At 74.6% G+C, this 26,407-nt stretch carries 11 protein-coding genes (1 of these 11 cut by a window edge); 5 read left to right on the forward strand and 6 right to left on the reverse strand.

The window, feature by feature from the left end; genetic code table 11:
• From ACWEPX_RS21170 to ACWEPX_RS21180, 3 genes are all read right to left on the reverse strand, one after another.
• A protein-coding gene (locus tag ACWEPX_RS21170) for a non-ribosomal peptide synthase/polyketide synthase (RefSeq protein ID WP_451898923.1) crosses the window boundary here: on the reverse strand, positions 1 to 11,397 show its 5' portion. Its footprint begins 6,246 nt before the window's first position; 11,397 of the gene's 17,643 nt are visible here — the first part of the coding sequence; the start codon lies at positions 11,395 to 11,397; its stop codon lies beyond the left edge, outside the window.
• A 92-nt stretch (positions 11,398 to 11,489) separates the two neighbouring features.
• Positions 11,490 to 13,277, reverse strand: a complete 1,788-nt coding sequence (locus ACWEPX_RS21175) for a serine hydrolase domain-containing protein (protein WP_451898924.1) — start codon at positions 13,275 to 13,277, stop codon at positions 11,490 to 11,492.
• 364 nt (positions 13,278 to 13,641) lie between these two features.
• Positions 13,642 to 14,085, reverse strand: a complete 444-nt coding sequence (locus ACWEPX_RS21180) for a hypothetical protein (RefSeq protein WP_451898925.1) — start codon at positions 14,083 to 14,085, stop codon at positions 13,642 to 13,644.
• Between the two features lie 195 nt (positions 14,086 to 14,280).
• Between ACWEPX_RS21180 and ACWEPX_RS21185 the strand changes: the two genes are divergently transcribed.
• The 5 genes from ACWEPX_RS21185 to ACWEPX_RS21205 are packed head-to-tail and all read left to right on the forward strand — an operon-like array spanning position 14,281 to position 21,779.
• Positions 14,281 to 17,952 (forward strand): nitrate reductase subunit alpha, encoded by a 3,672-nt coding sequence (locus tag ACWEPX_RS21185; protein WP_451898926.1) that lies wholly within the window; start codon positions 14,281 to 14,283, stop codon positions 17,950 to 17,952.
• Positions 17,952 to 19,505 carry a nitrate reductase subunit beta gene (gene narH, locus ACWEPX_RS21190; protein WP_451898927.1) on the forward strand — a complete coding sequence of 518 codons (1,554 nt, stop codon included), beginning with the start codon at positions 17,952 to 17,954 and terminating at the stop codon, positions 19,503 to 19,505. Before ACWEPX_RS21185 ends, narH begins: the two co-directional genes overlap by 1 nt.
• The gene (gene narJ, locus ACWEPX_RS21195; RefSeq protein ID WP_451898928.1) at positions 19,502 to 20,038 is read left to right on the forward strand and encodes a nitrate reductase molybdenum cofactor assembly chaperone; all 537 of its coding nucleotides are present in this window, start codon (positions 19,502 to 19,504) and stop codon (positions 20,036 to 20,038) included. Before narH ends, narJ begins: the two co-directional genes overlap by 4 nt.
• Positions 20,035 to 20,760, forward strand: a complete 726-nt coding sequence (narI, locus tag ACWEPX_RS21200; protein ID WP_451898929.1) for a respiratory nitrate reductase subunit gamma — start codon at positions 20,035 to 20,037, stop codon at positions 20,758 to 20,760. The genes narJ and narI overlap by 4 nt, the downstream gene beginning before the upstream one ends.
• On the forward strand, positions 20,745 to 21,779 hold the full coding sequence (locus tag ACWEPX_RS21205; RefSeq protein ID WP_451898930.1) for a tellurite resistance/C4-dicarboxylate transporter family protein: 1,035 nt from the start codon (positions 20,745 to 20,747) through the stop codon (positions 21,777 to 21,779). Before narI ends, ACWEPX_RS21205 begins: the two co-directional genes overlap by 16 nt.
• A 60-nt stretch (positions 21,780 to 21,839) precedes the next feature.
• Here ACWEPX_RS21205 and ACWEPX_RS21210 read toward each other — a convergent pair whose 3' ends face one another.
• From ACWEPX_RS21210 to ACWEPX_RS21220, 3 genes are read right to left on the reverse strand one after another with little or no spacing between them, the layout of a single operon-like run.
• On the reverse strand, positions 21,840 to 23,552 hold the full coding sequence (locus tag ACWEPX_RS21210; RefSeq protein ID WP_451898931.1) for an ABC transporter ATP-binding protein: 1,713 nt from the start codon (positions 23,550 to 23,552) through the stop codon (positions 21,840 to 21,842).
• Complete coding sequence (locus ACWEPX_RS21215; protein ID WP_451898932.1) at positions 23,549 to 25,300, reverse strand: ABC transporter ATP-binding protein; 1,752 nt, start codon at positions 25,298 to 25,300, stop codon at positions 23,549 to 23,551. The genes ACWEPX_RS21210 and ACWEPX_RS21215 overlap by 4 nt, the downstream gene beginning before the upstream one ends.
• 47 nt (positions 25,301 to 25,347) lie before the next feature.
• Positions 25,348 to 26,355, reverse strand: a complete 1,008-nt coding sequence (locus tag ACWEPX_RS21220; protein ID WP_451898933.1) for an alpha/beta hydrolase fold domain-containing protein — start codon at positions 26,353 to 26,355, stop codon at positions 25,348 to 25,350.
• Positions 26,356 to 26,407 lie beyond the last annotated feature (52 nt).

Raw genomic sequence — 26,407 nt, forward strand, 5'->3', positions numbered from 1 at the left:
GACGCTGATCGGGTAGTTGGTCGGCTCGTCGTCGCTGCTCTCCACCAGCCGCACGCCGGTGGCGGCTAGCGCGTCGCCGTCGAACGGGTAGTTCTCGAACACCACGATGCTGTCGAACAGGTTCGCCCCCGCGGGCACGTCGCTCCAGGCGCGCAGCCTGCTCAGCGCCGCGTAGTCGTAGCGGCGGGCCTCGGCCTGGCGGGTCTGCACCTCGGCCAGCCACTCGGCGACCGGCACGCCGCGGCGCACCCGCAGCCGGGTGGGCACGGTGTTGATGAACAGGCCCACCATCGACTCCACCCCGGGCAGGTCCGGCGGCCGCCCCGACACCGTGGTGCCGAACACCACGTCGTCGCGGCCGCTGAACCGCGCCAGCAGCAGGCCCCACGCGCCCTGCACGACCGTGCTGACGGTGAGCCCGTGCCGCTGGGCCTGCGCCCGCACCAGCTCGGAGACGTCGGCGGGCAGCTCCAGCCGGGCGGTGCGGCTCGACGCGGCCCGGTGCGCGCCCGCCGGGCGGCGGTCGAACGGCAGCGGCGTCGGCTCGGCGACCCCGGCCAGCTCGGCCCGCCAGAACCGCTCGGCCTCGCTCTGGTCGCGCTCGGCCAGCCAGGCCAGGTAGTCCCGGAACGGCCTGCGCCGCGCGGGCTCGCCGCCCGCGTACCGGGTGCACACCTCGCCGAACACCTCGGCGGCGCTCCAGCCGTCGAGCAGCACGTGGTGGAAGGTCCACACCACCACGGCCCGCCCGCCCGGCTCGGGCGCGATCGCCACCCGCAGCAGCGGCGGCGCGGTGATGTCGATGCCCCGCGCGCGGTCGGCGGCGAGGAAATCGGCCAGCGCGGCGGCCCGGTCCTGCCCGGACCAGTCCAGCACCTCGACCGGCAGCTCCACGTCCCCGCGCACGACCTGCAGCGCGCCCTCCCACACCTGCGTGCGCAGCACCGGGTTGGCCGCGACCGTGTCCCGCCACGCCGTCGCCAGCGCGTGCGGGTCGTCGATGCCGTCGAGGGTCAGCACGACCTGATTGAAGTAGGCGTCGGTGTCCAGCGAGTGGAAGACCATGCCCTCCTGCATGGGCGTGAGCGGGTAGACGTCGTCCACCGCGCCCGCCAGGGAGTCCACTTGGGACTGGTCGAGCCGGGCCAGCGGGAAGTCCGACGGCGTGCGCCCGCCCGCGCCCGGTTCGGCGCAGTGGGCGACGATCCCGCGCAGCGCGGCCAGCAGCCCCTCGGCCAGGCCGCGCACGGTCTCGGCGCGGTGGCGGTCGCGGTCGTGGTACCAGGTGAACTCCAGCTCGCCGTCGCGCACCTGGGCGACGATGTCGAGCTGGTGCGGGCGCGGCATGCCCGGGTGGGCGTGCCCGCCGAGGCCGCCGTCGAACTGGCCCAGGTAGTTGAAGCTGATCCGCGGCGCCGCGCCGGGCAGCGCCCGCGCCAGGTGGCGCAGCGCGCCGTGGCCGATGCCGCGGCCGGGGACGGCCCGCAGGTGCTCCTTGGTCGCCTTGAGCGCGCTCGCCCAGTCCGGGTGCGCGTGCAGCTCGACCGGGTAGATGGTGGTGAACCAGCCGACCGTGCGGGACAGGTCGACGGCCGCGTCGACCGCGTCCTCCTCGCGGCCGTGGCCCTCCAGGTCGACCAGCACCCGGTCCCGGCCGGTCCAGCCGGTGAGGACGTGGCCGAGGGCGGCCAGCAGGGCGTCGTCCACGCGGGTGCGGTAGACGGCGGGCACGTCGTTGAGCAGCGCCCGGGTCGTCGCCGCGTCCAGCCGGGCCGCCACCTCGCACATCGTGGCCACGGTCCCGGTCCCCGACCCGTCGACGGGTAGCTCGGGATCGGCGTCGATGCCGCGCCAGTGGTCGAGTTCGCCGCTGAAGTCGCGCTCCCGCAACGCCTGCGCCCAGTCGCGGAAGGAGGTGGTCTTGGCCGGGAGCCGGATCGGCTGCCCGCTCGTGGCCTGCGCGTACGCCGTCGCCAGGTCCTCGACGATGATCCGCCACGACACGCCGTCGACCACCAGGTGGTGGATGACCAGCACCAGCTCCGCGTCGGGCAGCAGCGCGGCGCGCAGCAGGGGGCCGTCGGCGAGGTCGAGCCGCTCGGCGAGCGCCCGCGCGACCGCCTCCGGCTCGCCGCAGGCCTCCTCGACGTCGACCGGCTCGGGCGCGGTGCCGTGCTGGCGCCAGCCGTCGCCGTCGCGGGTGAACCGCATGCGCAGCGCGTCGTGGTGCTCGACCACCGCGTTCACCGCGCGGCGCACGGCGTCCCGGTCCGGCCCCAGGTGCAGCGTCATGGCCTGGGTGAACTGGCCGTGGTCGGGGTTGGGGGCGTCGAGGAACCAGAGCTGGATCGGGGTCAGCGGCGCGGGCCCGGTGACCGGGCCCTGGTCGGCGGGGGTGTCGGCCAGCGGGGTCGCGCGGGCGGCGAGCGCGGCCAGCGTCGGGTGGGTGAAGACCTCCCGCGCGGTCAGCGCCAGACCGGCCGAGCGGGCGCGGGAGACCATCTGGATGCTCAGGATCGAGTCGCCGCCCAGCTCGAAGAAGTTGTCCAGCGCGCCGACCCGGTCCGCGCCGAGCAGGCCCGCCCAGATCTCGGCCAGCACGCGCTCGGCGTCGGTGCCCGGCTCGACGTGCCGCTCCGCCGACGACCAGTCCGGCTCGGGCAGGGCGCGGACGTCCACTTTGGCGTTCGCGGTCAGCGGCAGCGCGGCCAGCGGCACCAGCGCGGCGGGGACCATGTAGTCCGGCAGCGCGGCGGCCAGGAACTCGCGCAGCGCCACCGGGTCGGCGGTGCGGCCGTCGGCGGGCACGACGTAGCCGACCAGCCGGGTCCGGCCCCCGTCGCGGTGCGCGACGACGACCGCCTGGGCGAGGTCGGGGTGGCGGCCGAGCACGGCCCCGATCTCGCCGGGCTCGATGCGGAACCCGCGCACCTTGACCTGGTCGTCGACCCGGCCGAGGAAGTGCAGGTCCCCGTCGGCCGACCACCGCACCACATCGCCCGTGCGGTACATCCGCCCGCCCGCGGCGAACGGGTCGGCCAGGAAGCGGTCCGCGGTGCGGCCCGGCTGGCCGAGGTAGCCCCGGGCCAGCCCGGCCCCGGCGAGGAACAGCTCGCCGGGCGCGCCGATCGGGACCGGCCGCAGGTCGGCGTCGAGCACGTAGGCGCGCATGCCGTCCAGCGGCCTGCCGATCGGCACGTTCTCCGGGACCTCGCCCGTCATCGGGTGGCAGGTGGCGAACGTGGTGGTCTCGGTCGGCCCGTACACGTCCACGGCGGTCAGCCCCGGGCAGGCGGCCAGCACCGCCCGGATGGCCGCGGCGGGCACCACGTCGCCGCCGGTCCACACCTCGCGCAGCCCCGCCATGCAGCCCGGGTCCTCCTGGGCCAGCACCCGGAACAGGCCTGAGGTGACGAACATCCCGGTGACCCCGTGCTCGGCGACCAGCCGCCGCAGCAGCACCGGGTCGAGGTCGCCGGGCGGGGCGACGGCGACCCGCCCGCCGCGCAGCAGCGGGGCCCAGATCTCGTAGGTGGTGGCGTCGAAGGCCAGCGGGGAGTGCAGCAGCACGCAGTCGTGCGGGGCGAACCGGTGCTCGGCGGCGAGGGCGGCGATGTCGGCGTGCCGGACGGCCACCCCCTTCGGCGTGCCCGTCGACCCCGAGGTGTACATGACGTACGCCAGGTTCTCCGGGGCGATCGCCACCGCTGGCGCTTCGGCGGACTCACCGGCCAGCGTCGGGTCATCGACGCGCACCACGTGGTTCCACTCGTAGTCCCGGTCGGTCACGACCACGCGCGCGCCTGCCGCGGCCAGGAGGTCGTGCTGGCGGGACAGCGGGGCCCGCGCGTCCATCGGGAGGTAAGCCGCGCCCGCGGTGAGCACGGCCAGCTCGGCGACCACGACCTCGGGCGAGCGGTCCAGCAGCAGCCCGACGGGCTCCTCCGGCCGCACCCCGAGCGCGAGCAGCCGGTGCGCCAGCCGGTTGGCGCGCTCCGCCAGCTCCGCGGTGGTCATCGATCCGCTGTCGGAGACCACGGCGGGGGAGTCGGGCGCGGTCCGGACGCGCTCGGCGAACACCTGCGGGACCGTCCCCGCCGGGGCGGCCTCCGCCCCGCCCTGCCACCCGGTCAGCTGCGCGCGCTCGTCGGCGTCGAGGACGGGGATCTCCAGCGCGGGCCGGTCCGGGTCGGCGGCCATGCCGCGCAGCAGGGTCAGCAGCCTGCCCGCCAGGCGCCGGGCGGTGGCCGCGTCGAAGAGGGCGGGGTCGTAGCCGATGGTCACGCCCAGCTCCGCGCCCGGGTAGACCACCGCGCTCAGCGGGTAGTTGGTCGTCTCCACCCCGGTCAGCTCGTGCAGCCCGTGCTCGGTGACCGAGTAGTTCTCGACCACGAGGATGCTGTGGAACAGCGGCTCGGGCAGGCCGGTGCCCGCCCGGACGCGGGCGGGCGGCAGGTAGTCGTACCGCTGGGCGCGGGCCTGCTCGTCCTGCAGGGCGCGCAGCCACGGCAGCAGCGCGTCGCCGGGGGAGACCCGGACGCGGGTGGGGATGGTGGTGATGAACATGCCCACCATCGACTCCACGCCCGCCAGCTCGGCGGGTCTGCCGGAGACGGTGGTGCCGAACAGCACGTCCCGCTTGCCCAGGTCGTGGTGGGCCAGCATGAGCGCCCACGCGCCGCGCAGGACGGTGCCCAGGGTCAGGCCGTGCCGCTGGGCGAAGGCGGTGAGCGCGGCGGTGGACCCCGCGTCGAGGCGGACGTCCTCCCGGCCGCTCGACCGCGCCTCGTGGCCCTGGGTGGGCTGGCGGTCGAAGGGCAGCCCGGTCGCGTCGGTGATCCCCGCCAGCGCCTCGCGCCAGTACGCCTCGGCCGCGGCGTGGTCCTGCTCGGCCAGCCAGGCGAGGTGGTCGCGGAACGGCGGCCGCTCGGGGACGCCGTCCCCGCGCAGCGCGGCCAGCACGTCGGACAGGACGTGGAACAGGCTCCAGCCGTCCAGCAGCACGTGGTGGAACGTCCACAGCACCCGCACCCGCGTCGGCGACAGGCGCGCGATGGCGACCCGGGTGAGCGGGGCGGTGGCCAGGTCGACGCCCTCGGCGCGGTCGGCGGCCAGCAGCCGCTCCCGCTCGGCGGCCTGGTCGAGGCCGGTCCAGTCGAGCAGCCGCACCGGCAGCCGCACCCCGCGCCGGATGCGCTGCAGCGGTTCGGCCACGCCCTCCCACACCAGCTCGGCGCGCAGCGCGGGCGTGCGGTCGACCACGGTCTGCCACGCCCGGGCCAGCGCGCCGGGGTCGGGCACGTCGTCGAGCACGAAGTCGATCTGCTGCAAGTAGGCGCCAGAGCCCCGGTGGAAGGCCATGCCCGCTTGGGCGTGGGTCAGCGGGAACAGGTCCTCGACGTCCCGCCCGTCGCCCACCAGCTCGTCCACTTGGGATTGGGTGAGGCGCGCGAGCGGGTAGTCGGCGGGCGTGCGGCCGCCGTGCTCGGCGCAGTGGGCGATGATCTCGGCGAGCGCGGCGGTCAGCGCATCGGCCAGGCGGGCGACGGTGGCCTCGTCGTGCACGCCGGGGGAGTAGAACCAGGTGGCCGACAGCTCGCCGGACTCGACCTTGGCCACCACGTCGAGCAGGTGCGGGCGCCGGGCGTCCGGGTGGGTGACCAATTCCAGCGGGCGTTCGACCCCGGTGACGAGCCCGGCGGTGTCGGGCAGGTCGGATTGGCCGAGGTAGTTGAAGCTGATCAGCGGCTCGGCGACGGCCGGGAGGTCCTTCGACAGGTGGCGCAGGGCGCCGTAGCCGATGCCGTGGTGGGGGATCGCCCGCAGGTCTTCCTTGGTGGCCTTGAGCGCGGTCGCCCAGTCGGCGTGCCCGCGCACGGCGACCGGGTGCATCGCGGTGAACCAGCCGACCGTCCGGGACAGGTCGAGGTCGGGGATCAGGTCGTCCTCGCGGCCGTGGCTCTCCACGGTGACCGGCACCGCGTCGCGGCCGGTCCAGTCGGCCAGCACCCGGCCGAGCGCGGCGAGCAGGACGTCGTTGATCCGCGTGCGGTAGGCGTCGGGGACCTCGTGCAGCAGCGCCGCGGTCTGCTCCCGGGTCAGGCGTGTGGTGACCTCGCGGGTTCCGATGGGGTCGCCCGGGTGGTCGACGGGCAGCGCGGGGTCGAGCTGCGACCACTGCTCGCCCAGGAACCCGCCCGCCTGGGCGTGCGCGGCCAGGGCGTGGGCCCAGTCGCGGAAGGACGTGCTCTTGGCGGGCAGGCGCACCGGCTCGCCGCGCCGGAGCTGGGCGTAGGCGGTGCCGAGGTCTTCGAGCAGGATCTGCCACGACACGGTGTCGACCACGAGGTGGTGGATCGCCAGCTCCAGGCTCGACCCGGTGAGCCGGGCGCTGAGCATCGGCCCGGTGGCCAGGGTGATGGTGGCGTCCAGCGGGTCGGCGGTCTCGGTGGCCGCGGTGTGCTGGCGCCATGCGCCGTCGACGTTCTCGAACCGCGTGCGCAGCGCGTCGTGGTGGTCGACCAGGGCGGTGAGCGCGGCGCGCAGGGTGTCGAGGTCGACATCGGGGGTGAGAGCCAGGGTGATCGTCTGCGCGAAGTGGTCCGGGTGGTTGTTGGTCTCAAACAGCCAGTGCTGGACCGGGGTCAGCGGCGCGTCGCCGGTCACCCGGCCCTGGTCGGCGCGGACCGCGGCGGTGACGTGCGGGGCCAGCGCGGCGATCGTCTGGTGGGTGAACAGGTCCCGGGACACCACGCGCAGCCCGCGCTCCCTGGCCCGCGCCGCGACCCGCAGCCCGAGGATGGAGTCGCCGCCGAGCAGGAAGAAGTTGTCGTGCACGCCGACCCGCTCGACGCCCAGCACCGCCGCCCAGACCTCGGCGAGCACGCGCTCGGTCTCCGTGCGCGGGGCGACGTGGTCGGTGCCTGCGGCGAAGTCGGGCGCGGGCAGGGCGGCGCGGTCGAGCTTGCCGTTGGGGGTCAGCGGCAGCGCGTCGAGCCCGACCACCGCGGCGGGGACGAGGTAGTCCGGCAGCGACCGGGCGAGGAAGCCGCGCAGCCCGGCCGGATCGGCTGAACCGACCACATAGGACACCAGCCGCCGGTGCCCGCCGTCGTCGCGGACCACGGTGACGGCCTCGCGGACCTCGTCGTGGCGCACCAGGGCGGCGTCGACCTCGCCCAGCTCGACCCGGAAGCCGCGGATCTTGACCTGGTGGTCGGCGCGGCCCAGGTAGACCAGCTCGCCCTCGGCGCTCCAGCGGACCACGTCGCCGGTGCGGTACATCCGCGCGCCCGGCCCGCCGTGCGGGTCGGCGACGAAGCGGCTCGCGGTCAGGCCGGGCTGGTTGAGGTAGCCCCGGGCCAGGCCGCGCCCGCCCAGGTACAGCTCGCCGGGGACGCCGACCGGGACCGGCCGCAGGTCGTCGTCGAGCACGTACGCGCGGGCGCCGGTGATCGGCCTGCCGATGGGCACGGTGCCCGCGATGTCGTCGCCCGCGAACCAGGCCGTGGCGTACACGGTGGCCTCGGTGGGGCCGTAGATGTTGGCGATGCGCGCCCCGGGCAGCGCGTCGGCGACCTGCCGGGCGACGTGCGGGGTCAGCGCCTCGCCCGCCAGCACCACCAGCGACGGGCGCGCCGCCAGCCCGCCGCCAGCCAGGAGCTGGGTGAACGCCGACGGCACGCCGCTGATCAGGCTGGCCCCGGCCGCCGCGCCCTCGCCGAGCGCCAGCACGTCCCTGACCAGCTCGACGCACCCGCCCGACAGCAGCGGGCCGAAGATCTCGAACACCGAGACGTCGAAGTTGAGCGAGGTCGACGCGGCCACCCTGGACAGGGCGGGGCCCGTTTCGGCGGCGGCCCACGCGGCGAGGTCGGCGGCCGCGGTGTGCGGGACCACGACGCCCTTGGGTCGGCCGGTGGAGCCGGAGGTGTGGATGACGTAGGCGGGCTGGTCCGGCCGCACGCGCGCGGGCAGCGGGTCGGGGGAGTGCCCGGACAGGTCGAGCCGGGAGGGGGCGAGCACGGTGCCCGGCAGCCCGTCGGCCTCGCTGAGGATGAGCGCCGGGCGGGTGTCGGCGAGCAGCGCGGCGATGCGCTCGGCCGGGTAGGCCAGGTCGATCGGCTGGTAGGCCGCGCCCGACTTCAGCACGGCCAGCAGCGCCACCACGAGTTCCGGCGTGCGCGGCAGCGCGACCGCCACGAACCGCTCCGGGCCCGCGCCGCGCGCCACCAGCTCCCGCGCGAGCCGGTTGGCTCGCTCGGCCAGCTCCCGGTAGGTCAGCTCCGTCCCGTCGCACGCCACCGCGACGGCATCCGGGGTGCGTGCGACCTGCTGGTCGAACAGCTCCGGGAGCACGGCGTCGGTCGCGGGCGCGACCGGCGGGTTCCACTCCTCCAGCACCCGCGCCCGCTCGTCGTCGGCCAGCGCGGACAGCTCGCCGAGCCGCGCGCCCGGGGCCTCGGCGAAGGCCGCCAGCAGCCGGGCGAGGTGCGCGGCGATGCGGTCGACCGTCGCGGGCTCGAACAGGGCGGTGTCGTACTCCACGACCAGATCGAGGGTGTCGGCGCGCGGGGTGAACTCGAAGACCAGGTCGAACCGGGCCGCCGGGCGGGGCAGGGGGCGCTCGGCCACCCGCAGCCCGGCGACCTCCCGCGGCCCGGGCTCGGGCTGCTGGAGCAGGACCAGCGCCTGCACCAGCGGCGTACGCGCGGCGTCGCGCGCCGGCTTGAGCTCTTCCACCAGCCGGTCGAACGGCACGATGGCGTGGCCGAACATCTCCAGCACGGTCTCCCGTACCGCGGCGATGAGGTCGGACACCGTTCCCCGTCTATCCACTCTGGACCGCAGCACCACGGTATTGACGAAGAACCCCAGCAGGTCGTGGACCTCCGGCCGTTCCCGCCCCGCGGTGATCGTGCCGACCGCGACGTCCCGCTGGCGGGTGTAGGTGGACAGCAGCACCTGCACGGCGGCGGTGAGCACGGTGAACAGCGACGCCTGCTCGGCCCGCGCCAGCCCGGCCAGCGCCTCGGCCAGCGGGGCGCCCAGGTCGACGCGGTGGGCCGCGCCCGCCCGCGAGCGGACCGGCGGCCGGGGGTGGTCGGTCGGCAGGTCGAGCACCGGCAGCCCGGCGAGGTCCGCGCGCAGCCGCCGCAGGTGCGGCTCCAGCGCGTCGTCGGTCAGCCGGGCGTGCTGCCACGCGCTGAAGTCGCGGTAGGTCACCGCGAGCGCGGGCACGTCCGGCTCGTCGCCGTCGACGGCGGCGCGGTAGTGCTCCAGCAGCTCCTCGACCAGCAGCCGCACCGACCAGCCGTCGGTGACGATGTGGTGCTGGACGACCAGCAGCACGTGGTCTTCCGGGCCGTCGGCGAGCAGGACCGCGCGCGTCAGCGGGCCGGTCTCCAGGTCGAACGGCGTGCGGAGCTCGTCGGTCATCGCCTGCTCGCGGTCCGCGGGCGTGCTCACGCGCAGCGGCAGGGCGGCGTCGGGGGAGACGATCTGGTAGCCGTCGCGGAACGTCGTGCGCAGCGCTTCGTGCCTGCGCGCCACCGCCTTCAGGGCCTCGCGCAAGGCGGCGACCTCCAGCGCGCCCGCGAGGTGGACGGCGACGCCGGTGTTGTACTCGGTCGAACCGGGGTCGGCGCGGTCGAGCAGCCACAGCCTGCGCTGCGCGGCCGAGAGGGGCACCGGGCCCGCGGCGGGCTCGATCGGCTCCGCTGCCGCGGACCCGCCCACCAGCTCGGCCAGGGCGGCGGGCGTGCGGGCCTGGAACACCTCCCGCGGGCCGACGCCGAGTTCGGCCGCGATCCGGGTCGCCAGGATGGAATCGCCGCCGACGGCGAGGAAGTCGTCGTCGACGCCCACCTCCGGCAGCCCCAGCATCCGCGCCCACACCGCGGTCACGGCGGCCTCCGCAGCCGTCCGCGGGCGTGCGGTCGTGGTCTGCCAGACCGGCTCGGGCAGCGCCGAGCGGTCCAGCTTCCCGTTGGGTGACAACGGGAACGCCGCCAGGCCGACGACCGCAGCGGGCACCAGGTGCGCGGGGAGCACCTGCGCCAGCCGCTCCCGCAGCCCGGCGCCGTCGGTTCCCACCACGTAGGCCACCAGGCGCTTGAGGCCGCTGGCGTCCGCGCGGGCCACCACGACCGCGTCCCGCACGCCCGGCTGCTCGCGCAGCACGGCCTCCACCTCGCCGGGCTCGACCCGGAAGCCGCGGATCTTCAGCTGGTGGTCGACGCGGCCGAGGAACCGCAGCTGCCCGTCGTCGCCGCGGCGCACGAGGTCGCCCGTGCGGTACATCCGGGTGCCGGGGGCGCCGTAGGGGTCGGCAACGAACCGCTGCGCGGTCAGCCCGGGCTTGCCCAGGTACCCGCGGGCGAGGCCGTCACCCGCGACGTACAGCTCGCCGGTGTCGGCCGGGCGCAGGTCGGCGTCGAGCACGTAGACCCGCGTGCCCGGGATCTGCGTGCCAATCGGCACGTCGCCATCGGGGCCGCCGGGGGAGAGCGGCTCGCTCCAGGTGGCGACGACGGTCGCCTCGGTCGGCCCGTAGGCGTTGATCATGCGTCGGCCCGGGGCCCAGCGCCGGACCAGGTCCGGCGGGCAGGCGTCCGCGCCGACGACCAGCGTCCGCAGGTGCGGCAGGTCCACCGGGTCGACGGTGGCCAGGGCGACCGGGGGGATCAGCGTGTGGGTGATGCGCTCGCGCCCCAGCACCGCAGCGAGGTCCGCGCCGAGCAGCGGGCCCGGTGGCGGCACGACCATCGTCGCCCCCGCGGCCAGCGCCAGGCACAGCTCCAGCACGGCGGCGTCGAAGCTGGGGGAGGAGAACAGCAGCACCCGGTCGCCGCGGCCCGCCTGGAAGTGCTCGGCCTCGGCCGCGGCGAAGGCCGCCAGCCCGGCGTGGGTGACGACGACGCCCTTGGGCCTGCCGGTGGACCCCGAGGTGTAGATGACGTAGGCCGGGTGCGCCGCCTCGGTCGCCACCGCGGGCATCCCCGGCTCGGTGCTGCCGTCGAGCAGCAGCACCGGCGCAGCGCAGTCGGGCGGCGTCCGGTCGGCGGCGGCCACCACCACCGCGGGGGCGGCGTCGGCGAGCATGTGCCGGATGCGCTCGGGCGGGTAGTCCGGGTCGACGGGCAGGAACGCCGCGCCCGCCTTGAGCACGGCCAGCTGGGCGACCACCATCTCCGCCGACCGCGGCAGCGCCAGCGCGACCAGCCGCTCCGGGCCGACGCCCAGCGCCAGCAGCCGCCGCGCGAGCCCGCCCGCCGCGGCGTCGAGCTCGGCGAAGGAGAGTTCGCCGCCCGGGTGCCGCAGCGCGGGCGCGTCCGGGGTGTCCGCGACCCACCCGGCGAGGAAATCCGCCAGCCGGGCACCGTCCCGAGTCGTCATCGGTGAGCCTTTCGAGAACAGGGGGTATCGCCCGCTCGGCCACGGGGCGACCGGCAGTCGAATGGGGTGTTCAGTGGGGCTTTATCGGGTGGCTAGGAAACCTTCCGCGCCACCCGGCCCGCTATTTGCAGCCCGGCGATCGAATTGTCGGAGCCGGCGAGGAACAATCCCGTCTGCACGCGCTCCCCGGAGTCCGGGTCGCACAGCGCGAACACGCCGTCGTGGGACAGGACCAGCCGCGCCGAGGGGGCGTCGTCGACCACCAGCACCAATTCGGGGCCGCGCGCGACAATGCGGTAGTCGGTGTCGCCGTTGCGGTAGTCGCCCGCGAAACCGGCGACCGACCGCAGCGGCGGACCCTGCGGCTTGGGCGGGCGGTGGTCGCCGACGACCAGCCCGCGCTCGGCCAGCGCGGGCAGCAGGGCGCGCCAGAGGTCGTGGCCGCTGGTGGCGTTGGTGGTGAACCCGACGACGGTGCCGTCCGCGGGGTGCACCCGCAGGTGGCAGGAGGTGCCGTTGGCCATCCCGTCGTGGCCCCACCACGAGGTGGACCCGGTGTCGAAGCGGGCCAGGCTCAGGCCCCAGCCGTCGGCCAGGCCGACCGGCCGGGCGGCGGGCTCGGGCACCAGCATGGCCGCGAAGTCCACCTCGTCGAGCCCGGTGCGCCTGCCCCCCGCCAGCAGCGCGCGGCCCAGCCGCACCAGGTCCTCGGCCGAGCACGCCAGCCCGCCCGCCGCGGCCTGCGCGGCGCCGATGGCCTGGTCGACCGGGCGGACCCGGCCGCCGCCCACGGCGTGGCCGCGCACGACCGGGTGCGAGCCGACGAACCGCGGCGCGATCCCGAGCGGGTCGAGCACCACGGCCGCCACCGCCTCGGCCCAGCTCAGCCCGGTGACCTGCGCGGCGACCGCGCCCAGGATGGTCGACCCGGCGTTGGCGTAGGAGAAGGCGGAGCCGGGCTCGTGCAGCGTGCCGCAGGCGGCGACCGCGCGCAGGTATCGGGGGACGGACTCGGCGACGCCGTCGCCGGGCGGTTCGTTGACCACACCCGAGGTGTGCGTCAGCAGCTGCCGCACCGTCACCCCCGCGATGGGCGTGCCGCGCAGCATGGCGAGGTAGTCCGCGATCGGGGCGTCGAGGTCCACCTCGTCGTCGGCGACCAGCGCCAGGACCAGGACCGCGGTGAACACCTTGGTGATGGAGCCGATGGGGACGGCGGCGTCGGCGCGCAGGGGGGCGCCGGTCTCGTGGTCGGCCACGCCGTCGGTGATGGACCGGACCTGCCCCCCGCGGCAGATCGCCAGTTGCATTCCGGGGGTTCCGGTCTTCTCCCGTAATCGGGGTAAATCAATGTCCAAGAGGTCGAACATGGTCGCGTGGCCCGATGGTTGAAATCCGCCCCCCGCCCTGGGCGCGGACTTGTTGATCGGGCTTCCCTTCCTCTCAGTTAAATGGTTGTCATCAAGCTTTCGCCACCAGCGGACTATACGTCTGGGGACTGCGGTCCGCACAAGCTGACTACCGCCGGTCGCCACCATTTCCCGCACTCCGGAACCGGTGTGGGGCGGGTGCGGTGGACAGAGCGTAAGAAGGTGTCGGGGGCCACATCGCAAGTTCACCCCGTTGCTTGGTTTGAGATCGGGATGCCCGATTCTGCGGAGAGCTGAGTACCGTTCAGTAAACTGCGGGCCGGGCGCGCTGATCAGTGCTGTTGCCCTCTCGGGGGCGAATGTGACAAGTAGTGCCCGGTTGTGCCGACTAGGCCGTTCGTGTGGCTGTGCGAACAGATTTGCCGGTAGCGGGCCAACGGTTGCGACACAATCGCCCACAGTGGCGGTATGTGGTCGACGCACCCGAGCTGACCTGCGCAAACTCGGCATACTGGTAGGCCGATGACTTTGGTCACATAATGGGCAGAGCGTGACGGTCGTGCATTTCTCGGTCCCGAGCAGCCATTACTGGAATGTGTTCGGCCGGATGCGCGCATCGGATGGGCTGACCGGTCTCCGCGGGATGGGCTGCCCGCCGCACCGCGCCGGGCGTGGGGTCGAGCCGGCCTGCTGCCGGGCCCGCTCGGCCGATGAAGATCACGACCGTCGAGCCGGGCGGTGGGCCGCCAAGCCGCCGCAGACTCCACAGAGGACGGTCGCGGGCGTCCGGGCCACCGGTTTCCAGTGAATGCCGCCACCGGCTGGTCGCATTCTGGAAAAGATACCGCGATCGGCGTGGGACAAACGGGTGACGTCAGGTTTCGAGGTATTCGACCGCGGCCCCCACGAGCGCGCCGGATTCGGCGAGCGCGCCCACCGCGGCCGGTTGCGCCGGGATTTCGGTGAGGTGGCCGCCCGCGATCAGGGCGACCGCCCGCTGGCGCCGGGCCACCCACCGCCACGCATCCGGCAGCGGGAGGGGAATGCCATTCAGCAACGGACGTCTGCCTGGCCATTCGAGCGTGATGTGTCCGGTGTCGCCCATTCTGGCCCGCCATCCCGGCGGACGGCGCAGGATGAGCGGGTCGACCCCGCGCAGAACCGGCATGCCCCGCGGCAGCAGGGCGCTGACCAGCGGGTCTTCCAGTCCGCCCGGCGGCTGGTCGGGGGATTCCCCGGCCAGCAGGAGTAGTGCGACGCGATTGTCGGATTCGCCCCAAACCGCGGCGCGGACGTGCAGGAGGGCACGGGCGCTCACGTTTCCCGACGATAGTGATTTCCGCGTTGGCTGCTATGCCCCAGTCGAGTGAAATCGGTGATCGGAGTCGTGGATGCGGACATAAGGAACTAGTTGGCAAATGGGAGGGAGTACGGTTGCCCCGAGCGCCTCATTGCCGCTCGGCAAAGATTCCGTGCCCGTTTTCGGGGAGGGGTGGGGATGGTGGTGTGGTCGTTGCGGGGAGACCCCGGGCAGTCGACCGGGACGCCCGGTGACGCGCTGCTGCGGCTGGGGCTATTCCTGACCAAGGAGGAGAGCACCGACGACCTGCGCGCGGTCTTCCGCGGCGGCGGCGCCGACGGCTTCTACCGGGACCGGTGGAGCCACGACAAGGTGGTCCCCTCCACGCACGGGGTCAACTGCACCGGCTCGTGCCGGTGGAAGGTCTACGTCAAGGACGGGATCATCACCTGGGAGACCCAGGACGTGGACTACCCGTCGATCGGGCCGGACCGGCCGGAGTACGAGCCGCGCGGCTGCCCGCGCGGCGCGTCGTTCTCCTGGTACTCCTACTCGCCGACCCGCATCCGCTACCCCTACGCCCGCGGCGTGCTGGTGGAGATGTACCGGGAGGCCATGCGCGTGCACGGCGACCCGGTGCTGGCCTGGGCGTCGATCGTGGACGACCCGGTGAAGCGGCGGGCCTACCAGCGGGCCAGGGGCAAGGGCGGCCTGGTGCGCGTGCCGTGGGCCGAGGCCGCGGAGCTGGCCGCCGCGGCGCACGTGCACACCATCAAGCGGTACGGCCCCGACCGGGTCGCGGGCTTCTCCCCGATCCCGGCGATGTCGATGGTCTCCCACGCCGTGGGCTCCCGGTTCATGGCGCTGATCGGCGCGCCGATGCTGTCCTTCTACGACTGGTACGCCGACCTGCCGATCGCCTCGCCGCAGGTGTTCGGCGACCAGACCGACGTGCCGGAGTCCGCGGACTGGTGGGACGCGGCGTACCTGATGATGTGGGGCTCCAACATCCCGGTGACCCGCACCCCGGACGCGCACTTCATGGCCGAGGCGCGCTACCGCGGCCAGAAGGTCGTGGTCGTCTCCCCGGACTACTCCGACGCCACCACCTTCGCCGACGAGTGGCTAGCCCCGCACCCGGGCACCGACGCGGCGCTGGCTATAGCGATGGGCCACGTGCTGCTGCGGGAGTTCTTCGTGGATCGGACCGTGCCCGCCTTCGCCGACTACGTGCGCCGCTACACCGACCTGCCGTTCCTGGTCACCCTGGCCACCGCCGACGGCCAGCACGTCCCCGGCCGCTTCCTCAGCGCGGCCGACCTCGGCGACGAGTCGCCCGGGGCGCGGTGGCGGACGGTGCTGGTGGACGAGGCGACCGGCGAGCCGCTGGCCCCCAACGGCTCGCTCGGCTTCCGCTGGGACGGCGAGCCGGGCCGCTGGAACCTCGACCTGGCCGGGGTCACCCCCGCCCTAACCCTCCACGGCAGCGGGGCGCAGACCGCGGCCGTGGCGCTGCCGCGGTTCGACGAGCCCGACGGGACCGGGACGGCCGTGGTGCGCGGCGTCCCGGTGCGCGAGATCGGCGGGCACCTGGTCACCACCGTCTTCGACCTGCTGCTGGCCCAGTACGGGGTGGGCCGCGCGGGCCTGCCCGGGCAGTGGCCCGCCGACTACGCCGACGCCACCGCCCCGGGCACCCCGGGCTGGCAGGAGGAGCTGACCGGCGTCCCGGCCGAGCGGGTGGCGCGCATCGCCCGGGAGTTCGCCGACACCGCGCTGCGCTCCGGCGGCCGGTGCATGATCGTCATGGGCGCGGGCACCAACCACTGGTTCCACTCCGACACGATCTACCGCTGCTTCCTGACCCTGCTGCTGCTCACCGGCTGCCAGGGCCGCAACGGCGGCGGCTGGGCGCACTACGTCGGCCAGGAGAAGGTGCGCCCGCTCACCGGGTGGACCACGCTCGCGGGCGCGCTGGACTGGTGCAGGCCGCCGCGGCAGATGATCGGCACCGGCTATTGGTACACCCACACCGACCAGTGGCGCTACGACGGCCTGACCACCGACGCCCTGACCTGGCCCGGCGCGCCCGGCAGGCTGGCGGGGGCCGCGGTCGCCGACTGCCTGGCCACCGCGACCCGGCTGGGCTGGATGCCGTCCTACCCGACCTTCGACCGCAACCCGCTCGACCTGGCCGAGGAGGCCGTCGGAGCCGGGGTCGACGCGGGCGAGCACGTGCTCGCCGAGCTGCGGGCGGGCAGGCTGGGCTTCGCCTGCGAGGACCCGGACGCGCCGGAGAACTGGCCGCGCGTGCTCACCGTGTGGCGGTCGAACCTGCTGGGCTCCTCGGCCAAGGGCAACGAGTACTTCCTGCGGCACCTGCTCGGCACCGCGTCGAACCTGCGCGCCGAGGAGGTGCCCGAAGCGGCGCGCCCGCGCTCGGTGCGCTGGCGGGAGCAGGCCCCCGAGGGCAAGCTCGACCTGCTGCTGGCGCTGGACTTCCGGCACACCAGCACCACGCTGTTCGCCGACCTGGTGCTGCCCGCGGCCACCTGGTACGAGAAGCACGACCTGTCCAGCACGGACATGCACCCGTTCGTGCACTCCTTCAACGCCGCGGTCGACCCGCCGTGGCAGACCCGCACCGACTTCGACATCTTCCACACCATCGCCGCCCGGTTCAGCGAGCTGGCCAAGACCCACCTCGGCGTGCGGCGGGACGTGGTCGCCACCGCGCTGCTGCACGACACCCCCGGCGAGACGGCCCAGCCCGGCGGCGCGGTCCGCGACTGGCGCGCAGGCGACGGCGAGCCCCTGCCCGGGCGCACCTTCCCCACGCTGACGGTGGTGGAGCGCGACTACCCGGCCGTCGCGGCGAAGCTGGCGACCCTCGGGCCGCTGCTGGACAAGCTCGGCGCGACCGTCAAGGGCTACACCGTCGAGGTCGAGCCGGAGCTGCGCTGGCTGGCCGCCGGCAACGGCGTCGCCGCAGGCGGCCCGGCCGCGGGCAGGCCGCTGATCGACACCGACCAGCGCGCCGCCGACGCGATCCTCGCGCTGTCGGGCACCACCAACGGCAGGCTGGCCGTCGAGGGCTTCCGCGCGGTGGAGGCCCGGGTGGGCAAGCCGCTGGCCGACCTCGCCGAGCACGCCGCCGGGCACCGGGTCACCTTCGCCGACACCCGCTCGCGGCCCGCCTCGGTCACCACCAGCCCGGAGTGGTCCGGCGACGAGTCGGGCGGGCGGCGCTACGCCCCGTTCACCATCAACGTCGAGCGCCTCAAGCCCTGGCACACCCTGACCGGCCGCCAGCACGTCTACCTCGACCACGAGTGGATCGCCGAGCTGGGCGAGCAGCTGCCGGTCTACCGGCCGCCGCTGGACCAGCACCGCATCGCGGGCGAGCCGCGGATCGGGCCCCACGGCCGGGAGGTGGTGGTCCGCTACCTCACCCCGCACTCCAAGTGGTCGATCCACACCGAGTACCAGGACAACCCGCTGATGCTCACCCTCTCCCGGGGCGGGCCCGCGTTCTGGATCAGCCCGCAGGACGCGGCGGCGATCGAGGTGTCCGACAACGACTGGATCGAGGCGGTCAACCGCAACGGCGTCGTCGTCGCCCGGGCGATCGTGTCCCACCGGATGCCGCCGGGCACCGTCTTCCTCTACCACGCCCAGGAGCGCACGGTGAACGTGCCGCGCAGCCAGGAGACCGGCAAGCGCGGCGGCGTCCACAACTCGCTGACCCAGCTGCGCATCAAGCCCACCCACCTCATCGGCGGCTACGCCCAGCAGAGCTTCGCGCTCAACTACCACGGCCCCACCGGCAACCAGCGCGACGAGGTCACCGTGATCCGCCGCCGCTCCCAGGAGGTGACCTACTGATGCGGGTCATGGCGCAGATCGCGATGGTGATGAACCTCGACAAGTGCATCGGGTGCCACACCTGCTCGGTCACCTGCAAGCAGACGTGGACCAACCGGTCCGGCGTGGAGTACGCCTGGTTCAACAACGTCGAGACCAAGCCGGGCCAGGGCTACCCGCGCCGGTACGAGGACCAAGACCGCTGGCGCGGCGGCTGGGAGCTGACCCGGCGCGGGCGGCTGCGCCTGCGCGGCGGCGGCAGGCTCCGCGGCCTGGCGTCGCTGTTCGCCAACCCGGCGATGCCCGCCCTCGACGACTACTACCAGCCCTGGACCTACGACTACCGCACCCTCACCGACGCCCCGCTCGGCGACGACACCCCCGTCGCCCGGCCCACCTCGGCCATCACCGGGGCCCCGACCAGCGTGGAGTGGGGGCCGAACTGGGAGGACAGCCTCGGCGGCACGCCCGAGCACGGCGCCGACGACCCGGTGGTGCGCAGGCTGCGGGAGAAGACCGGGCAGCGCATCAAGTTCGAGTACGAGCAGGCGTTCATGTTCTACCTGCCGCGCATCTGCGAGCACTGCCTCAACCCCTCCTGCGTCGCCTCCTGCCCGTCCGGGGCGATCTACAAGCGGGTCGAGGACGGCGTGGTGCTGGTCGACCAGGACCGCTGCCGGGGCTGGCGGCGGTGCGTGAGCGGCTGCCCGTACAAGAAGGTGTACTTCAACCACCGCACCGGCAAGGCCGAGAAGTGCACCTTCTGCTACCCGCGGCTGGAAGTCGGCGAGCCGACGGTGTGCGCGGAGACCTGCGTCGGTCGGCTGCGCTACATCGGCGTGCTGCTCTACGACGCCGACCGGGTGGGCGCGGCCGCGTCGGTGCGCGACGAACAGCGGCTCTACCCCGCCCAGCTGGGGGTGTTCCTCGACCCGGACGACCCCGAGGTGGTCGCGGCGGCCGAGCGCGCGGGCATCCCGCACGACTGGATCACCGCAGCGCAGCGCTCGCCGGTGCGCTCGCTGATCGTCGAGCACCGCGTCGCGCTGCCGCTGCACCCGGAGTACCGCACGCTGCCGATGGTCTGGTACATCCCGCCGCTGTCCCCGGTGGTCGACGCCCTGGCCGAGACCGGCTTCGACGGGGAGTCCGCCGACAACCTCTTCGGGGCGATCGACGCCCTGCGCATCCCGGTGGAGTACCTGGCCGAGCTGTTCACCGCGGGCGACACCGGGCCCGTCGAGCTGGCCCTGCGCAAGCTGGCCGCCATGCGCTCGCACATGCGGGCGGTCAACCTCGGCGAGCGCCCGGACACCAAAGCCGCCGCTGCGGTCGGCATGTTCGGCGATGCCGTGCGCGACCTGTACCGGCTGCTGGCGCTGGCCAGGTACGACGAGCGCTACGTCATCCCCACCGCGGGCATCGGCCGCGCGCACGCGCTGGAGGGCATCGCCACCGGCTGCTCGCTGGACACCGACGGCGGCCCCGGCATGGGCGGCGGGGCGCGCTCCGGGCCGACCGAGCTGTTCACCTGGAGCTCGGGCAGCCGGCCGGACGGGCTGTTCCGCCGATGAGGCTCCGCAAGTCCACAGCGGACGGACGGGCGCTGGTGCGCCAGATCGCCGCGTGGTGCCTGCACTACCCGGACGCCGCCCTGCGCGACCGCCTCCCGCTGCTGCACGAGTGCCTGGCCGAGACGCCGCCGGGCGCCGCGGCGCTGCTGGCCCCGGTCCTGGCGCACCTGCGCGACAGCGACCCCGGCGCGGCCGAGCGGCACTACGTCGAGGTGTTCGACACCCGCGCCCGCCGCTGCCTCTACCTCACCTGGTACACCGACGGCGACACCCGCCGCCGCGGCCGGTCCCTGGCCGAGCTCAAGTCCCGCTACCGCAGCGGCGGGTTCCACCCGCCCGAGGACGAGCTGCCCGACTACCTGCCGATGGTGCTGGAGTTCGCCGCCCGCGGCGGGCAGGCGGGCGAGCGCGTCGTCGCCGAGTTCCGCCCCGCGCTCCACACCCTGCACCAGCGCCTGGCCGACCTGGGCACGCCCTACGCATCGGCCGTCGCCGCGGTGCTCGACACCGTGCCCGCGAAAGGCAAGCCATGACCCCCCTGTCTGTCCTGGAATGGACGGTCCTGCCCTACCTGGCCATCGCCGTGCTCGTCGGCGGCGTCGTCTGGCGCTTCCGGCACGACCGCTTCGGCATCACCAGCCGCAGCTCCCAGCTGCACGAGTCCCGGCTGCTGCGCGTCGCCAGCCCGGTGTTCCACTTCGGCCTGCTGCTCGTGCTCGGCGGGCACGTCGCGGGCCTGCTGGTCCCCAAGGCCGTCACCGAGTTCGCAGGCGTCGACGACCACCTCTACCACCTGGCCGCGCTCGGCCTGGGCACGCTGTCCGGGGCGGCCGCCACCGCCGGGCTCGGCCTGCTCGCCTGGCGGCGCTGGCGCACCCCGGCCGTCCGCACCGCCACCACCCGCGGCGACCTGGTGGTCTACGCCGTGCTGGGGGCCGCGCTGCTGCTGGGCATGGCCGCCACCGTCCTGACCAACGGCGGCGGTGGCTACGACTACCGGGCCACCATCGCCCCGTGGACCCGCGGCATCCTGACCCTGCACCCGCACCCGGAGCTCATGGTCGACGTGCCGCTGTCCTACCAGCTGCACACGCTCGCGGGCATGGTCCTGCTGGCCCTGGTGCCCTACGGCAGGCTCGTCCACGCCCTCACCGCCCCGGTGCAGTACCTGTTCCGGCCGTACCTGGTCTACCGCGTGCGCGACTCCCGCAGGCTCACCACCCGACCAGGCCCACGCGGGTGGAACGAAACCTGACCGCGCCGCGGGCGGCGGACCCCGGCGCGTTCGCGTTCGTCATGGCGACCGGCATCCTGTCGACCGCGCTGCGGGACGTGCGGGTGCTCTCCGCCGCGCTGCTCGCCGTCGCCGCGGCGGGCTACCTCGCCCTGCTGGTCGCCACCTGCCTGCGCCCGCCCCGGCCGGTGGTGGCCCGGCTGGCGGGGGAGCGCGGCTTCGCCTTCCTGGCTATGACCGCGGCGTCGGACGTGCTGGCCGGGCGGGCGACGGCCGAGCGCTGGCACCCCGCCGCCGCCGTCCTGCTCGGCGCAGGCGCGCTGAGCTGGCTGGTCCTGGCCCACGGCATCCCGTTCGCCATGATCACCCGCCGGGTCCGCGGCGGCCTCACCGCCGTCGACGGCACCTGGTTCCTCTGGGTCGTGGGCACCCAGTCGGTCGCCGTCGCCGCCGCAGACCTGGGCGCGGCCACCGGCACGGCCCCGCTGACCGCCCTCGCCACCGCGTGCTGGGGCATCGGCCTGCTGCTCTACCCGCTCATCGCCGCCCTCGTCCTGGCCCGGCTCCTGCTGCACCCCGCCGACATCACCCCGCCCTACTGGGTGTTCATGGGCGCGGCCGCGATCTCGGTGCTGGCGGGGGCCAAGCTCGCCCAGCCGCAGCCGGTCCACCTGCTGCCCCCGGGCGCGGTGGTGACGGTGTGCGCGGCCCTGTGGTCGTTCGGCACCTGGCTGATCCCCCTCCTGATCGCCCTGACGGCCTGGCGCCACCTGCGCCAAGGCGTGCCGGTGCGCTACCAGACCGCGCTCTGGAGCATGGTCTTCCCGGTCGGCATGCACGCCGTCGCCACCACCGAACTCGGCAAGGCCACCAACGCAGGCTGGCTGATCACCCTCGGCCACGCCGAAGCCTGGCCCGCCGCCACCCTCTGGCTCATCGTCTTCACCGCCATGCTCCACACCGCCACCCGCCGCTCCACCCCCACCCCAAGGCACCCCCCACCGGACGAGGAGGTCGACCTGGCCCAGAAGTCGGCTTAGCGCCTCACCGGCCGCGCCGAACGCCCTGCGCATCGGGTGCTCGGCGCGGCCGGAGTGGTGTCAGGTGGTGGGTGAGGCGGTCGAGATGGCCCAGAAGTCGGCGTAGCGGCCGCCTTTGCGGAGGAGGTCGGTGTGGGTGCCTGACTCGACTACGCGGCCGTTGTCGAGGAAGGCGATGTGGTCGGCGCGTTGGACGGTGCGGAGGCGGTGGGCGACCATCAGCACCGTTCGGCCCGCCATGAGGCGTTCGATGCCGCGGTGGACGGCGGCTTCGCTGATCGGGTCCAGCGCGGAGGTCACCTCGTCCAGCAGGACGATCGGGGCGTCCTTGACCAGGGCCCGGGCGATGGAGACGCGCTGGCGCTCGCCGCCGGAGAGCCGGGCGCCGCCCTCGCCGACGGTCGTCGACCAGCCGTCGGGCAGGCGGGCGACCACCTCGTCCAGGCCCGCCGCGCTCGCCGCCGCCCGGACCTGCGCGTCGGTCGCGTCAGGGCGGCCGATGCGGATGTTCTCCTCGATGGTGCCGTCGAACAGGTAGACGTCCTGGAAGACGATCGCGATCCGGGACATCAGCTCGTCGGGGTCCATCGCCCGCACGTCGACCCCGCCGATGCGCACCGCGCCCCCGTGCACGTCGTGGAAGCGGGCCAGCAGGTGCAGCAGCGTCGTCTTCCCCGCGCCCGACGGCCCCACGACCGCCACCCGCCGCCCCTGCGGCACGGCCAGCGACAGGCCGTCGAGCACCACCCGATCCCCGTGGCGGAACGTCACCCCGTCGAACTCCACGTCGTCGCCCTCGGGCCGGACGGGCTCGGCCGCCTGCGGCAGCGGCTCGGTGCGCAGCACGGCGTCGAGCCGGTCCAGCTCGGCCCGCGCCACGCGCAGCTGCCCGCCGAGGTCCGACAGCGACAGCACCGGGTCGGCGCAGCGGGCGGCCAGCACCAGGACCGCCAGCACCTCCGCGACCCCGATGCCCCCGCCGACGGCCAGGTAGGCCCCCAGGACCAGCAGCGCGGTGAACGCTGCCTGCACGACCATTACCAGTCCGACCACCCCGGGCAGCGCCGCGAGCACGGTCCGCCGCGACGCGCGTTGCAGGTCGGTCAGCGAGTCGTCCAGCAGCCGGAACCGCTCGCCGGTGCGCCCGCCCGCCCGCAGCACCGGCTGCGCCTGCAGGTACTCGACCACCCGCGCCGTCGCGTCGTGGTCACGCGCGGCCCGCTCGGCGTCCCTCGTCGCCATCGCCCGCCCGCTCCACCGCTGGACCACCACCACGACTGGGGCGGCGGCCAGCGCGGCCAGCCCCAGCCGCCAGTCGTAGGCCAGCATCACCGCGACGACCGCGAGCGGCGTCACGCACGCGGAGATGTACGGCGCGAGCAGATGCGCGATCACGCTCATGCTCCGCAGAACACCCTTGCCCGCCAGCACCGACACCTCCCCGACCCGCGCTGTGCTGTACCACCCGACGGGCAGCCGAGCCAGATGGTCGCCGAGCCGGTGGTACATCCCCCGCAGCAACGTCGTCCCGACCCGGAACCCGGACAGGTCGCTGAGGTAGCGCAGCACCGCGTAGAGCGCGACCGCACCGCCGAATCCGCCCAGCCACGGCCACGCCCCGGCAGGATCGCCCCCGAACAGCGCCCGCAACACCGGAACCAGCAGCGCGTAGGAGGCCCCCTCGGCCACCGCGGTCACCGTCATCAACGCCGCGGTCCGCCGCACCGGCCGGGCGAACCCGGGGCCGAGCACCCGCAGCAACGTGGAGATCATCCGGTCTCACTTTCCTCATAGGTGCGCCAGAACGCTGCGAACGGGCCGTTTGCGGCCAGCAGTTCGGCGGGTGGGCCGTGTTCGGCGACGACGCCGCCGTCGAGGACTACGACGGTGTCTGCGTCGGCGATTGTGGCCATTCGGTGGGCGATGACCAGGGTGGTGCGGTCGCCCTGGCGGGTGGCCAGGGCTCGGCGGACGGCCTGTTCGGTGCGGGGGTCGGCGAAGGCCGTGGCCTCGTCGAGGACCAGGATCGGGGGGTCGGCGAGGAGGGCCCGGGCGATCGCCACCCGCTGGGCCTCGCCGCCGGAGAGGGTGGCCTCCGCGCCGAGGACGGTGTCGTAGCCGTGCGGCAGCTCGGTGATCCGATCGTGGATCTCGGCCAGCCGCGCGGCCCGGATGATCTCGGCGCGGTCGGCGTGCGGGACCGCCAGCGCGATGTTGTCGGCGACCGACGCGCGCAGCAGGCGGACGTCCTGGAAGACGAAGGCGACCAGCCGGTGCAGCTCGCGGCTGTCGACGGAGCGCAGGTCGACCCCGCCGATGGACACCGACCCGGCTGTCGGGTCGAAGAAGCGCGGCAGCAGTTGGACCAATGTGGACTTCCCGCTCCCCGAGTGCCCCACCAACGCGGTGACCGTCCCGGGTTCGAGGACCAGATCGACGCCCCGCAGCACGTCGCGGTCCGCCTCGTATCCGAAGTGGACACCGCGCAGCTCCACCCGGTGGCCCTGCGGGGCGAGCGGGCGTTCGGGCTGCGGCAGCGCGGGCACCGCCAGCACGTCCTGGATGCGGCCGATGGCCCGGCGGGCGGCCTGCAGGTCGTCGAAGCCGTGGCCGAGGGCCGCGACGGGCGCGGTCAGGCCGAGGCCGAGCAGCAGGAACGGCAGCAGGTCGGCGGGGGCGAGCCCGCCCGAGGCCACCAGCGCTGCGCCGCCGACGAGCATGACCAGCAGCACGAACGGCGGCGACAGCGCCACCTGCATGGCGGCGGCGATCCCCGACAGCCCGCGCACCATCCGCAGGAAGCTGCCGACGAAGGCGTCCACGGCCGTCCGGAATCCCCGGTGGGCGCGCTCACCCCCGCCGAACGCCTTGACCACCGCGATGCCCTGGACGAACTCCACCACCGAGGTGGCGATGCGCCCCATCGCCGCGTCGAACTCCTCCTGCTCGCGCAGGCGGGTCGGGGTCATCATCAGCGGGACCATCGCCACCGCCAGCGCAACGGGGATGAGCGTGATCAGCGTCAGCCGCCAGTCGACGGTGAACAGGTAGACCAGCGACACCAGCGGCACCACGAACGCGGCGACCAGCTCACCGGGGGTGTGGGCGATGACCGGGTGCACGGCGGCCACGTCGTCGCCGACCACCTTGGCCAGCTCGCCGGTGCGCCGCCGGGAGAACCAGCCCAGCGGCGCCCGCCCCAACCGCCCGGCCAGCCGCCTGCGCAGGTCCAACTGCACCCGGTCGTCGAGCAGGTGCCCGACGCCGGAGGCCGCCGCGGTGAACGCCAGCCGCACGACCATGCCCACCGCCCCCGCGATCACCACGAACCGCACGTGACCGCTGTCGATCGGGCCGGGCGCCAGCAGCGTCCGCCCCAGCTCGGCCACGGCCAGCAGCGGCGCCAACCCCGCCACCGCCCCCACGACCTGGAGGAGCACCACGGCGGTGAACCCGGGCAGGTGGGGACGCAGCAACGAGCCCAGCTTCGGCGCCTGCTCGGCAGAATCGAGGGCGGCCACCGGCGGCCCCTCTTTCCGCGCGTCGCGGGGCAGTGCTGGAGCCTGGCTCATCGCTCCGCCGCCATCCCGCGCGCGGACTCGTCGGCAGGCTGGAGCCGAGCGCGGAGGAAGGCGGTGACCGCCGTCCGCGCGGCCTTCGCCTGGGGGACCAGGCCGGGGGTGCTGAGGAAGGCGTGCGTCGCGCCGGGGTGCTCGGAGAGCCGGGCGGGCGTGCCCGCGGTCAGCAGGCGCTCGGCGTAGCGGCGGCCGTGGTCGGCGATCGGGTCGACGGTCGGCACGACCACCAGCGCCGGGGCCAGGCCACTGAGGTCGTCGGCCTGAAGCGGCGACCAGCGGCGCGGGTCGTCGCCCGCGGGCACGGCCATCCGCTGCAACAGCCGCAGGTCGTCGATCTTCAGCATCGGGCTGCGCGCATGGCGGGTGATGGAGGGGTGGTCGTACGCGGCGTCGGTCACGTCCAACGCGGGGTTGACCAGCACCTGGGCCCGCAGCGGCACGCCGGTGTCCCGGGCGGTGATCGCGGCCAGGGCGGCGATCAGCCCGCCGGTGCTCTCCCCGAAGACCGCCACCCGCTGCGGGTCCACGCCCCAGTCCGCCGCGTGCGAGACCACGTGCCGCAGCACGTCCCAGCCGTCGGCGGCCGCGGCGGGCAGCGGCGTCGCGGGGTCGATGAGCCGGTGCTCGACGGAGACGACGACGGCGGGCAGCCGGGCGGCGAGGTGGCTGTTCACCCAGTCGCTCTGCGCCGCGGTGCCGACGAACCCGCCGCCGTGCACGTGCACCACCAGCGGCAGCACCCCGCCGGACCGCGGTCGGTGCACCCGGACGGCGACGGTCCGGTCGGGCAGCGCCATCTCCTGCCAGCCGATCACAGCCTCCCGGTCCGGGAAGCCGGTGACCACCCGGATCAGCCTGGACGACCGCTTGCGGTTCTCCGCCTCCCGGTAGGCGATCAGCTCATCGGGCGTCGCCGCCGACCAGTCCCGGTCCCTGGTCAGGGCGTGCACCAGGCGGATGCCCAGCGGTGGTCGCTCGGCGCGCACGGCGTCGTGCATGGTCCCCTCCTCGGATTACGCTACCGCTAGTAGCGATACCGATGGTAGCGAA

It is taken from the genome of Actinokineospora sp. NPDC004072 (genome assembly GCF_053604195.1).